General features: G+C 53.3%; 12 protein-coding genes. 1 reads left to right on the forward strand and 11 read right to left on the reverse strand.

All coding sequences use genetic code 11. The features are described 5' to 3' along the window. The first annotated feature begins 128 nt into the window (after positions 1-128). Complete coding sequence (locus AB1724_19530) at positions 129-1,628, forward strand: tetratricopeptide repeat protein (protein ID MEW6080009.1); 1,500 nt, start codon at positions 129-131, stop codon at positions 1,626-1,628. 89 nt (positions 1,629-1,717) lie between these two features. On the opposite strand, the gene AB1724_19535 is transcribed toward AB1724_19530, so the two are convergent. Genes AB1724_19535 through AB1724_19585 form a run of 11 tightly spaced genes read right to left on the reverse strand, consistent with a single transcriptional unit; the run spans position 1,718 to position 12,593 of the window. After that, positions 1,718-3,181 carry an NADH-quinone oxidoreductase subunit N gene (locus AB1724_19535; protein ID MEW6080010.1) on the reverse strand — a complete coding sequence of 488 codons (1,464 nt, stop codon included), beginning with the start codon at positions 3,179-3,181 and terminating at the stop codon, positions 1,718-1,720. Positions 3,182-3,237: 56 nt separating this feature from the next. Further along, on the reverse strand, positions 3,238-4,773 hold the full coding sequence (locus AB1724_19540; protein MEW6080011.1) for an NADH-quinone oxidoreductase subunit M: 1,536 nt from the start codon (positions 4,771-4,773) through the stop codon (positions 3,238-3,240). 6 nt (positions 4,774-4,779) lie between these two features. Then, positions 4,780-6,546: a Na(+)/H(+) antiporter subunit D gene (locus AB1724_19545; GenBank protein ID MEW6080012.1), complete on the reverse strand. Its 1,767-nt coding sequence runs from the start codon at positions 6,544-6,546 to the stop codon at positions 4,780-4,782. After that, positions 6,539-6,793 carry a hypothetical protein gene (locus AB1724_19550; protein MEW6080013.1) on the reverse strand — a complete coding sequence of 85 codons (255 nt, stop codon included), beginning with the start codon at positions 6,791-6,793 and terminating at the stop codon, positions 6,539-6,541. Before AB1724_19550 ends, AB1724_19545 begins: the two co-directional genes overlap by 8 nt. Beyond that, positions 6,790-8,301 (reverse strand): monovalent cation/H+ antiporter subunit D family protein, encoded by a 1,512-nt coding sequence (locus AB1724_19555; GenBank protein MEW6080014.1) that lies wholly within the window; start codon positions 8,299-8,301, stop codon positions 6,790-6,792. Before AB1724_19555 ends, AB1724_19550 begins: the two co-directional genes overlap by 4 nt. Before the next feature lie 6 nt (positions 8,302-8,307). After that, positions 8,308-8,610: an NADH-quinone oxidoreductase subunit NuoK gene (gene nuoK / locus AB1724_19560; GenBank protein ID MEW6080015.1), complete on the reverse strand. Its 303-nt coding sequence runs from the start codon at positions 8,608-8,610 to the stop codon at positions 8,308-8,310. Between the two features lie 33 nt (positions 8,611-8,643). Then, complete coding sequence (locus AB1724_19565) at positions 8,644-9,147, reverse strand: NADH-quinone oxidoreductase subunit J (GenBank protein ID MEW6080016.1); 504 nt, start codon at positions 9,145-9,147, stop codon at positions 8,644-8,646. Further along, positions 9,135-9,707 (reverse strand): NADH-quinone oxidoreductase subunit I, encoded by a 573-nt coding sequence (locus tag AB1724_19570; protein MEW6080017.1) that lies wholly within the window; start codon positions 9,705-9,707, stop codon positions 9,135-9,137. The genes AB1724_19565 and AB1724_19570 overlap by 13 nt, the downstream gene beginning before the upstream one ends. A gap of 56 nt (positions 9,708-9,763) precedes the next feature. Then, positions 9,764-10,891, reverse strand: a complete 1,128-nt coding sequence (locus AB1724_19575) for a complex I subunit 1 family protein (GenBank protein ID MEW6080018.1) — start codon at positions 10,889-10,891, stop codon at positions 9,764-9,766. Position 10,892: 1 nt separating this feature from the next. Next, complete coding sequence (gene nuoD / locus AB1724_19580) at positions 10,893-12,083, reverse strand: NADH dehydrogenase (quinone) subunit D (protein ID MEW6080019.1); 1,191 nt, start codon at positions 12,081-12,083, stop codon at positions 10,893-10,895. A gap of 27 nt (positions 12,084-12,110) precedes the next feature. Continuing rightward, positions 12,111-12,593: an NADH-quinone oxidoreductase subunit C gene (locus tag AB1724_19585; GenBank protein MEW6080020.1), complete on the reverse strand. Its 483-nt coding sequence runs from the start codon at positions 12,591-12,593 to the stop codon at positions 12,111-12,113. Positions 12,594-12,612: the final 19 nt, after the last annotated feature.

The following is a 12,612-nucleotide window of genomic DNA, read 5'->3' on the forward strand; positions in this document are numbered from 1 at the left end:
CCGGAGTTTAAAATCTGCGCCGTCCGGATGGAGAAAGTGTGATGGAACCGTCTGGAGTCTGTCCGTAACAAGTAAATAAAAAATGTACACAAAGGCCGCCCGAAAGAAATTCAAGGGCGGCCTTTTTCGTGGGCGAACAACCAACGGGGACGACGCAGGGGAAAACCGGAACAGGCATTGATAAGCGAACATGGCTGTCCTGTGTTTTTTTGATTTTAATCTCAATCCTGGCTTATTGGAATGTAAAAGATAACGGCTATGTGTTTGATGACAGCATTTATGTCACTGAAAATGAGCATGTCAAGGAAGGGTTGACGCTTCAAAATATAAAATGGGCCTTTGGTTTAGAAGGATTCGATCACTGGATACCCATAACCTGGCTGTCGTTAATGCTTGATAGTCATTTATCCGGCATCAATTCAAAGTGGCAGCACCTCACCAATGCGCTCTTTCATATTGTTAACGTTTTATTCTTGTTTTGTTTTCTCAACTTTACTACCCGATCTCCCCTGAAAAGTTTATTGGTAGCGGCACTTTTTGCGGTTCATCCGCTTAATGTCGAATCGGTGGCCTGGATATCCGAAAGGAAAAATGTGCTCAGCACTTTTTTCTGGATGTTGTGTCTGCTGACTTATGCCAAATACAGTTATTCTAAAAACAGGCGCTGGCGCTGGTATCTGATAACGCTATGTCTGTTTGGCCTGGGACTTATGTCCAAGTCCATGTTGGTCACCCTGCCGTTTGTATTCCTGTTGCTGGACTACTGGCCGCTTGATCGAATTCAGATGAAAGATACAAGAACAAAATCTATGACAGGCATCAACCACCTGTTAGTAGAAAAGATTCCCTTTTTTCTGTTATCATTTTGTTCAATTTATGTCATATCCCGGTCTCTTGAAGGCCTGGGCGGATTTTATACGACGGTACCGCTGAACCTGCGGATACTGAATGCCATTGTTTCCTATATCGCTTATTTCCGGAAATTGATCCTCCCGATTCATCTGGCCTGCTTTTATCCTTTTCCTGAAGAGATCGCATTATGGAAAGTGCTGGGGTCGGGTCTGATATTAATTGTGGTATCGCTGGCCGCTATTAAAAACATGAAAAAGTATAAATATGTAATCGTCGGCTGGCTCTGGTATCTGGGAACATTAATTCCGGCCATCGGCATTAAACAGATCGGGCTATGGGGCGCCATTGCCGACAGGCATGCCTATGTCCCGCAGACAGGAATATTTATTATATTTATCTGGCTCGGGTTTGATCTTGCCGATAAATGGAAACAGGGCAAAGTGGTTTTCACCGCCATCGCCTTTTCAATTATTATGATTTTTGGTGTTCTAACATCGACGCAGGTTAAACGCTGGAAAAACAATTTTGCCTTATTCGGGCATCCCTTGACGTTACCGAACAAGGCTTACCAGAGTCTGGGCTTCGCCTGCCTGACCATGGGCAATCTTGATGAAGCCGTTACCCACTTCGCACAAGCCTTAAAACTGAACCCGAACAGCGCGGCAACCCATTACAATTTCGGGCTTGCGCTGAAGCGTATAGGGAAAATTGATGAAGCCGAAAACCATTTCCGTCTGGCCAGGCAGCTTGAGCTTGAACTCAAGCCAAAATTATAATTTTGAATGGTGGCATAGAGCGGATCATCATTAAAAAGGCCGCTCGGAATCAATTTCCGGGCGGCCTTTTTTAGAAATATGCGTGATTGCTACTTGATGGCGATCAGGGACTGCTGGGCGATTTGTATGAAATCCGACGGAAAAATGCCCATGCGCAATACGCCGTAAGCCGAGATCAGGATGGCGATGATGATTGCCGGCGGGAAGAGAACCGCTCCCATGGTTCCGGCCGGGGCGGTTTCCGGTTCCTTCATGTACATGGCGATGGTCACCCGGAGGTAATAGTAAACCGAGATGACGCTGTTGACGACGCCGATCAGGGCCAGGCCGAGAAACCCTTCCTTGATGGCGGCGGAAAAGATATAGAATTTGCCCATGAAGCCGGCCGTGGGTGGTATACCGGCCAGGGAAAAGAGGAACAGGCTCATCATCACGGCCGCGACGGGGTTGCGGTATCCGAACCCGGCGAAATCCTGGACATTGACCCTTTCCTCGTTCCGGCCGCCGATGACGGTAATAATGGCAAAGGCGCCCAGGTTCATGAAGGTGTAGGCCAGCAGGTAGAATAACACGCTGGAAATCCCCATTTCCCGGGCCGCGATAAAGGCGACCATGATATAACCGGCGTGGGCGATGCTGGAGTATGCCAGCATCCGTTTGACGTTGTCCTGAACCAAAGCGACCACGTTACCGACGGTCATCGTCAGGACCGCCAGAATCCAGACCAGATCGACCCATTCATTGCGGGCCGACGGCAGGGCTTCCACAAAGATGCGGATAAGAGCGGCAAAAGCGGCCGCCTTCGGACCGGCCGACATGAAACCGGTGATGGGGGCCGGGGCGCCCTGGTAAACGTCCGGGGTCCACATGTGAAAAGGAACCACCGCGATCTTGAATCCGAACCCGATGATCATCAGGACCATGCCGATGATGATGGTGTAATTCTGGAAGCTGTTGCGGACGGTGATATCGGCCAGGCTTTTCAAGCTGGTGCTGCCGGCGGCGCCGTAGAAGAGGGCGATGCCGTAAAGCAGAAACCCGGTGGCGAACGAGCCCAGCACGAAATATTTCAGGGCGGCTTCGTTGGAGATCTGCCGGCCGCGGGTGTACCCGGTCAACACATAAAGGCAGATGGACATCAGTTCCAGACCGAGGAAAATCGTGATGAAATCCGCCCCGCTGACCATGATCATCATGCCGACGGTGGCAAACAGCAGGATGGCGAAGTATTCCCCGTGATGGATGCCTTCTTCCTTGAGATATTTTAAGGAAATAAGGATGGTCAGGCCGGTGCAGAGAAGGAATAGCAGCTTGAAAAACCGGGAATAGTTATCTATCACCCAGGTCCCGCTGAAGGAATATTCGGTACCACCGGGTGATCCCAGGAGCATTAAGGCGGACAGAATAACGCCGGCCAGGCTTAGGTACCCCATGACTTTTTTCGATTCCCGGGGGGAAAACGCCTGGAGAAGAAGGATAATCATGGCCGTGGCGGCAATGACGATTTCCGGGTAAATGGCCTGAAAACTGATCTGCGCGATAATTGATTCCATAATTATTTTTTTCTTTTTTCCCCGGCGGTGCCACCGCGGGGCAGGTCAAAATTATGTTATCTCGATAAATTACAGCCCGCGACGGCCGTTGATACAACCCTGTGCTGATTGACATGCTCAAGCAGGTGGCCGACGGAAGCATGCATGGTGTTTAAGAACGGCCGGGGACACAAACCGATCCAGAACATGAACACGACGATCGGGAGCATGTATACCCATTCTCTGGAAGTCATGTCTTTCAAGCTTTTGTTCTCTTCCTTGGTTATTTCGCCGTAGATCACCCGCTTGTACATCCACAGAAGGTAAACCGCACCCAGGACCAATCCGGCGGTGGCAATCAGACCGAGCCACACATTGGCTTTAAAAGCGCCGATCAGGATGAGCAGTTCCCCGATGAATCCGTTCAGGCCGGGAACCCCCATGGAAGAGAAGGCCGTGATCAGAAACAGCGTCGCGAACCAGGGCATGACCTTGTAGATGCCGCCGTATTCGGAAATCAGCCGGGTATGCCGTCGTTCATAAAGCATCCCGACGCAAAGGAACAGGGCGCCGGTGCTCAACCCGTGGTTGATCATCTGAATGAGGCTGCCTTCGACTCCTTCCGTGTTCAGGGCGAACATGCCGAGCATGCAATAGCCCAGATGGCTGACGCTGGAGTAGGCCACCAGTTTCTTGATGTCACTCTGGGCGATGGACACCAGGGCGCCGTAAATAATGCCGATGACGGCCAGGACCATGATCACCGGGACAAAGTCGATGGAAGCATTGGGAAACAGGGGCAGACTGAACCGCAGGAAGCCGTATGTCCCCATCTTCAGGAGTACGCCGGCCAGGATAACGCTGCCGGCGGTGGGCGCTTCGACGTGGGCGTCCGGCAACCATGTATGGAACGGAAACATGGGCACCTTGATGGCAAAGGCCAGGAAAAAGGCCATAAAGAGCCAGAACTGGGCCTGAACCGGTATGTTCAGGTCATAGTATTCCAGGATATTGAAGCTGTAATGCCCGGTGGCCTTGAAGTTCATGAAGTAGAGGGTAAGAATCGCAAGCAGCATGAGGACGCTGCCGCTCATGGTGTAGATGAAAAACTTGACGGCGGCGTAAATCCTCCGTGGTCCGCCCCAGATGCCGATGATAAAATACATCGGGATCAGCATCACTTCCCAGAACACGTAAAAGAGGAAGAAGTCCAGAGCGCAGAAAACGCCCAGCATGCCGATTTCAAGGAAAAGCAGGGAGATCATGTATTCCTTGACCCGCTGGGTCACGGCCGTCCAGGTGGACAGAACGGCCAGGGCGGAGAGGAAGGTGGTCAGCAGCACCAGCAGCAGGCTGATGCCGTCGATCCCCATGTGATAGCTGATGCCGAAGGCTTCGATCCAGGGGACTTTCTCCACAAACTGCATATTCCAGGTGGTCTGATCGAAACAGAAATAAAGGGGCAGCGATACCAGGAAGGTGACGACGGTGGTGATGAACGCCAACCACCGGATCAGGGCATGCTTGTCTTTATTGATCAGAAGGATCCCCACGATACCGGCAAGGGGCAGATACGTAATGGTTGACAGGATCGGAAATTGGATACAGTTCATAATATTCTACATTACATGTTTAAAAAGATAATAACCAATAATCACGACGGTGGCCGACAACATGCAGTATGCGTAACCCCTGATCAGTCCGTTATGGGCTCTTCTCAACTCGCTTGAGAGACCGACAAAAAACCGGGCGAACCCGTTGACGATCCCGTCGATAAACTTGGAGTCGAATACAAAACCCAGATAATCAGAGGACTTTATAACTCCTCTGGAAAACCAGGTGTTATAGATGTTGGTCAGGTAATTTTCGTAAATCGTCAGGGGCTTGTTGGCAAACCACATGAAGACCCGGCTGCCTTTCCGGTAGAACCAGTCGGTGTCCGCGCTGATGGTCGGCTCGGGATCCAGTTTTTTGAGGAGCATGAAGAATCCCAGGCCGGTAAAGAGCAGGATGCCCAGTGCACTGGTGACGTGATCCCCGGTGTAGGGCTCAAAATGAACCGGGAAGGGCAGCAGGTGATAGAGCGGGCCGGGCAGCACGCCGATGCCGATGCAGAGGAAGGCGGCCATGCCCATGGCGATCAGCATGTTCAGCGGCGGTTCCTTGGTGCGGATACCGGAGTCCTTCCCGAAGAACATGTAGTAGGGAAGTTTCAGGCCGGTATGCAGAAACGTTCCGGCGGACGCCAGGGTCAGCAGCAGGGCCACCGCCGGCCGGTGATCGTGAGCGGCTCCGGAGACGACCATTGACTTGGTTACAAAACCGCTGAACAACGGAAACGCGGAAATCGCGAACCCGCCGATCATGTAAAGGGTGAGCGTAATCGGCATGGTTTTGTAAAGTCCGCCCAGTTCGGTGAGCTTGCGTTTGCCGGTCATGTAAATAACCGAACCCGCGCCCATGAACAGCAGTCCTTTGTACAGAATATGGGCGAAAGCGTGAGAGACGGAACCGTTGAGCGACATGTCGGTGCCGATGCCGACCCCGGCGACCATGTAGCCCACCTGGCTGATGATGTGATAGGCCAGAAGGCGCCGGCAGTCGTTTTCAAGCACGGCATAGACAACGCCGTACAGGGCCATGATCGTTCCCATATAGACCAGCAGCTCGGTTCCCGGAAAAACCCTGACCAGAACATAAACGGCCGTCTTGGTGGTAAAGGCCGACATGAAGACGGAGCCGGTGACCGTTCCTTCCGGATAGGCGTCCGTCAGCCAGGCATGCAGCGGGGGAACGGCGGCGTTTAAAATAACCCCGACCAGGATCAAATAGAAGGCGAAGGAGCCGTCCTGGGGAAGAGGCCCGACGGCGATTGATTGTGTCTGAATGGAGTGGATAATGATGCCGCCCAGCAGACAGACACCGCCGAAGATGTGGACCAGGATGTATCGATAACCGGCCTCGGTAGCCGCTTTTTCACGTTTGGCAAAGATCAGATAGGCGGAGGCGAACGCCATCAGTTCCCAGAAGATAAACAGGGAAAAGAAATCGCCGGCGAAGGTGACACCCAGCGATCCGGCGATATAAAGGTAGGCCGACACATGCTGACCGGAATCCTTGACATGCAGGGCGTAAACCATGCCGATGCAGGACATGATGCTGAAAACCCAGGCAAATACCGTGCTGAGCTTGTCGACTTTCCCGAACAGAAGCTGATTGTCAAGAAAGTTAACGCCCCAGAAGGATCCCTGCGTCATGGAGTACACGGACAGTACCGCCAGCACGGGAATCGTCAAAAGCCAGATCTGCTGCAGTTTCCCCCGCAGGAAGGGAATGACGCACGCCCCCAGAATAAATAATATTGATGGATGAACCCAATCAATCATAATAATCCTCTTTTTTCATTATACCGCCCTGGTGTCCGATGAACTTGGAAATGATGATGATCAGAACGCAGGATATAAAACCGTAGAAGGCGCCCCATCCGGGGATTTTGTCCCAGATGTAGATGGCGTGCTCACGGTGGACAAAGAAATCGGAGATAAACGTCACCACCAGGGCCACGTAGCCGATTTTCTTCAGCTTTCCCGCATTCTTGGAATCGCCGATAAAGTTGACAATTTTACCAATCACTTGATGACCTCCTTTGCCAGACCCAGGAAATAATCCGGATAAATACCGATGACGATGGACAGAATCGCGGTGATCACCAGGGGGACCACGACCATGGGAATCTCTCTGGCCTCCGTATGATGTCCACCATCGTGTCCGTGATCATGACCATGATCGTCGTGATCGTGATGAGGTTCTTCGGGAGCCTTTTCGAAAAAGGCCTTGTAGGTAATGGGCAGAAAGTAGGCCGCGTTGAGAACCGTGCTGACCAGAAGAACGATCAGAATGGGGATCTCCTTCGCCTGGATGGAGCCGAGGGCCAGGTACCATTTACTGACGAAGCCGGCCACCGGCGGCACGCCGATCATGCTCAGGGAGGCGATGAAAAAACAGGCCATGGTCCAGGGCATTTTCTTCCCGATTCCGGAAAGCTGGCTGATTTCCGTCTTATGGGCGCTGGTATACAGGGAACCGGCGCAGAAGAACAGGGTGATTTTTGAGAAAGCGTGGTTGGCGATATGGACAATACCGCCGATCATGCTGTAGGGGGTCAGCAGGACCGCTCCTAAAATAACGTAGGACAACTGGCTGATGGTGGAATATGCCAGCCGGGCCTTGAGGTTGTCCTTGGTCAGGGCGATGATGCTTCCCATCATGATCGTGAATGAAACCACATAGGCGGCGGTAATCCCGAGATCCATCCGGGTCATGAAATCCACGCCGTAGATGTGGAAAACAACCCGGAGAACCGAAAACACGCCGACTTTCACGACCGCCACCGCGTGCAGCAGCGAACTGACGGGCGTCGGCGCCACCATGGCGGACGGCAGCCAGTTATGGAAGGGCATGACGCCGGCTTTGCCGAAACCGAAAACAAAGAAGAAGAAGGTGATGAAGAGCAGGGTCGATCCCTGAACGCCCTGCAGCAGGCCGCCGCTGACAAAGTCGGTGGTTCCCGTCACCATGTAGATGATGACGATTCCGGAAAGCAGCAGCGTTTTGGACAGGCCCAGCAGATACAGGAAATATTTTCTGGCGCCTTCCTGGGCCTCCGGCGTTTCCTTGTGCCCGACCAGGGGCACCGTGGCCAGGCTCAGTATTTCGTAAAAGAAGAACAGGGTGATCAGGTTAGCCGAGAAGGCCACGCCGATAGTCGCCGAGAGGCTGACCGCGAAACAGGTAAAGTACCGGGTCTGGGCATGCTCATGGTTGCTCCGCATGTAACCGACGGAGTAGAAGGTGGTGATGACCCAGAGAAAAGACGAGACGGTCGCGAACAGAAGCCCGAGGGCGTCCACTCTTAATTTCAGTTCGATCCCCTGGTAAAACGTGACCAGCGCGAACTCGATCGTCTGCCCGGAAAAGACGACCGGGACCATGGACAGCACGATGCCGAGCTTGATCAGCCCCGCCAGTACCGACCAGAACTCCCTCAAGTTGGGACGATCGCCCGTCTTGAAGATCAGAAAGGCCGCGATCAGAGATGAAAGAACCGCCAGAAGAGGTTTGATGGAAACTATTGTCTGCACCGTATGCTATCCTTTCATCAAATTAATCTCATCGACGTTGACGGTCGATTTGTTTCGGAAAAGGGAGATAATGATGGCCAGCCCGACGGCGGCTTCAGCGGCGGCAACCGTCATGATCATGAACACGAACACATGCCCGTTCATGTCGTTTAAAAAACTGGAGAAGGCAATGAAGGTCAGGTTGACCGAATTGAGCATCAGTTCAATGCACATGTAAATGATCAGGGCGTTTTTCTGGGTGAATACGCCCACGGCGCCGATGGAGAAGAGTACCGCCCCTAAAATCAAGTAGTAGTGTAATGAGATCATTTTTTTGTCTGACGACCGGCGGGCATGATCCGCTCAGTCATCAATCCTCCTTTTGGCAAGAATTACCGCCCCCACGATTGCCGCCAGCAGTAAAATCGAGGCAATCTCAAAAGGCAGCAGAAAATCGGTAAACAGCACCAGGGCGACTCCCCGGACGGTCCCGAAAAGGTCTTCCCCGCCCGCCCGGACCAGTTCCGGATCCACTGACGCCAGGTCGGCGACCAGGATGAACAGGAATCCGACCACCAGGATACCGCCCAGCTGCGCGAGAACGCGGCTTCCCATCGCCCGGCCTTCCTTTTCCTGAACGTTCAGCAGCATGATGACGAACAGGAACAGGACCATGATGGCACCGGCGTAGACAATGATCTGGAGGGCGGCGATCAGGTGGGCGTTAAGCAGCACGTAAATCCCGGCCAGGCAGAACATGGTGAAGATGAGGTTCATGGCAGCCGATACGGGTTTCTTGCTGGTCACCATCAGCAGGGCGGACACTACCGCGCCGAAGGAAAACAGGATAAACATCAATAATTGCATTTTGAATATATCCTTCTTACGTATTCTAACCGTTCTCTGAGGTCTTTTTCAGGCCTTAACAGGGATTCTTTTGAGAAAATCATTTCGGCGCGGTTGTAGGCGGCCAGGTTTTCATATTCCCTACTCATGACGATGGCTTCCTTGGGGCAGACTTCCTCACAGTAACCGCAGTAAACGCAGCGGGTCATGTCGAGGGTGAACTGCAAGGGGAATCGGTCGCCGTTTTCCTTTTCACGGGCGACGATGGTGATGGCGCGTCCCGGACAGATTTTCTCGCACAGGCCGCAGGCCACGCATTTTTCGCTTCCGTTTTCCTGGGCGACCAGGACCGGTCTTCCCCGGTAGGCATCGAACATCACCCGTTTTTCCTCGGGGTAGTAAATGGTGGGAATGGATCGTTTTTTCCCGGCCGGCGGCACCACAAAGCCGATCAGGTTGACGACCAGATGCCTGGTGGTGATGAAAAGCCCTCTGATCACTTCAAATATGTAGAGCTTTTCCCATAAGGTGAGTTCCAGGTTTCGACGAACTTTTTTAATCTTTTGGGGCTCAATCGGCATTGGAGAAATCCCGGTATTGTATTGTAAATTGTTGTTCATATCCGCCATGGCTATGCCTACAGCATGAAAAGGCCGGTGATAAAAATATTGATCAGGGAAATCGGTAAAATCATTTTCCAGCCCAGTCTCATGACCTGGTCGTACCGGAACCGCGGCAGGGTCCAGCGGATCGTCATCTGGAGCCAGATAAAGAAGATAATCTTGGCCAGGAAGACGCCCAAATTGACGACCATGGCCAGCAGAGTGGATACGGCCAGCGCGGTGGCGGGTGAACCCAGACTGTCATGGATCATGGCCAGCAGATTGGATGCGGCCTGTCCGACCGGGCTGAACAATGAAACCAGGGCGGTGTCGGAAACGAACGGGATGTGCCAGGCGCCGAAGAACAGTGTGGTGACAATGGCGCTGATGGTGACGATCTCGACGAATTCACCCATCCAGAACATGACGAACTTCATGCCGCTGTATTCGGTGAAGTACCCCGCCACCAGTTCCGATTCAGCCTCCGGCATGTCGAAGGGGATGCGCTTGTTCTCGGCGATGGCGCAGGTGAAAAAGAGGAGGAACCCCACCGGCTGCAAAAAGATGCCCCAGCGGAAAAAATCCGCCTGAGCCGCGCCGATTTCCGTCAGCTGCAGGGTGCCGTAAACCATGATGACGCCGATGATGGTAAATCCCATGGCGACTTCATAGGACAGCATCTGGGCCGAGGCCCGCATGCCGCCCAAAAACGACCAGTTGTTGTTGGAAGACCAGCCGGCCAGAACGGCGCCGAAGGGAGCCAGGGAGGCAAAGGCGAAGACAAACAGGATGCCCACGTCCAGGTCGGCTATGACCAGGTTCACCTTGTGGCCGAACAGCTCATACTGGCCGCCGAAGGGAATGACCGCGAAGGTGACCAGGGCGCAGGTCAAACTGATGAACGGGGCCAGGGTATGGAACAGCTTGTTGGCGCCGTCGGGGATAAAGTCTTCCTTGACCATGACCTTGAGGGCATCGGCAATGGGATGAAACAGGCCGATGATCCGGAAGCCCAGTATATCGGCGCGGTTGGCGCCCACCCGGTCCTGCATGACGGCGCTCTGCTTTCTTTCCACCCATCCGAGAATGGGCGCGAAGAATCCCATGTTGATCCCGAAAACGATCAGTATCTTGACAACGGTTTCGATCAGATCTGCTATCATATTACCTGTCGCATTCTCCGCCAATCATGTTAATAAGGTCGAACGTGGGAACGATATCCGCCACAAACCCTCCCTTGACCATACGGGGCATGGCTGCCGTCAGGGCAAAGCTCGGGGGCCTGACCCTGCACTTGTAGGGCTTGCCGGTTCCATCACTGACCAGATAAAAACCCAGTTCCCCGTTGGCCGCTTCGATGGGGAAATAGATTTCACCGGCCGGAGGCCGGAATCCTTCCATCACCGTCTTGAAATGAAATATCAGGGAGGCGATATCGCTGTAGACGCCTTCTTTGGGCTGCCGCCTGTATTCGGGCATGTTCAGATTGACGGGGCCCGTCGGGATTTGAGCCAGGGCCTGCTCGACAATCCGCATGCTCTGGTTGATTTCTTCCATCCGGATCAGGTAGCGGTCAAAATTATCGCCCACTTCCCCCACTGGAATTTCAAAGTCAATCCGGTCATATGTCAGATAGGGGTGGGCTTTGCGGACATCATAGGCGACGCCGCTGGCTCTCAGGCAGGGGCCGGTAAAGCCATAGGCGATGGCCTCATCCGCCGGCATGGTGCCGGTGTTCCGGGTGCGGTCGATAAAGATCCGGTTCTTGGTCAACAGCTTGTTGACGTCGTCCCAGAACTTCCGGCATCCCGCGAAGGCGGCTTTTGTTTTTTCCGCGAAGCCTTCGGGCAGGTCGTTTTTCAGCCCGCCGATCCGGATGTAGTTGGTGGTGACCCGGGCGCCGCAGGTGCTTTCGATCAGGTCCCAGATCAGTTCCCGCGCTTCGACGAAGTAGAGGAAGGCGGTCATGGCCCCCAGTTCCATGGCGGCCGCGGCGACATTGGTGAAGTGGTCGGCGATCCGGGAAAGCTCACACATGATGACCCGGATGTACCGGCACCGTTCAGTGGTCTCGATCCCGGCCAGCTTTTCCACCGCCAGGGCGTAGCCTACATTGTTAATAAGCGGCGAGACGTAGTTCAACCGGTCGGTGTACGGCATGACCTGTTCCCAGGTGCCGTTTTCGCACATCTTTTCAAACCCGCGGTGGAGGTACCCGATACCGACGTCCAGGTCGACAATTTTTTCTCCGTCAAGGGTGGCGAGAAATTTCACCGTTCCATGGGTGACCGGATGGGAAGGCCCCATGTTGATGACCATGTTTTCGGTATACAGATCTTTGGTTGTCTGAGTCATAGGGAAACGGTTTCGCTTAAAAATTAATTAGTTGACAGGCCCGATCAGGGGCTGCCGCTTCTTTACCGGATAATCCTTTCGCAGGGGATGCCCTTCAAACTCCTCGTACAGCAGAATCCGCTTCAGATTGGGATGTCCCGTGAAGCGGATGCCGTACATGTCGTAGGCTTCTCTTTCAAACCAGTCGGCGCTGTTCCAGAGAGAGGTGGCGGAGTCAATGGCGCCGTCCGCTTCGGATACACGGGCCTTGATCCGGATCCGGGTGTTGTATCTGAGGGAATAGAGGTGATAAACGACCTCAAATCTCGGTTCCCGGCCCATATAGTCCACCGCCGTGATATCCATCATGAAATTATACAGAAGCTCCGGATCGTCCCGCAAAAAGGAGAAAATCTTGAGTATCTCTTCCTTTTTTATAATTGCCGTATCATCATTACGAAAGGAGTGGGTTTCGACAACGGCATCCGGAAATTTTTCCGTCAGTTTCTTCAGCGTCACACTGGTTTTCATAAACTGTTAACCCGTTTTG

This window comes from Thermodesulfobacteriota bacterium (assembly GCA_040753795.1).
GTDB lineage: Bacteria > Desulfobacterota > Desulfobacteria > Desulfobacterales > Desulfosudaceae > JBFMDX01.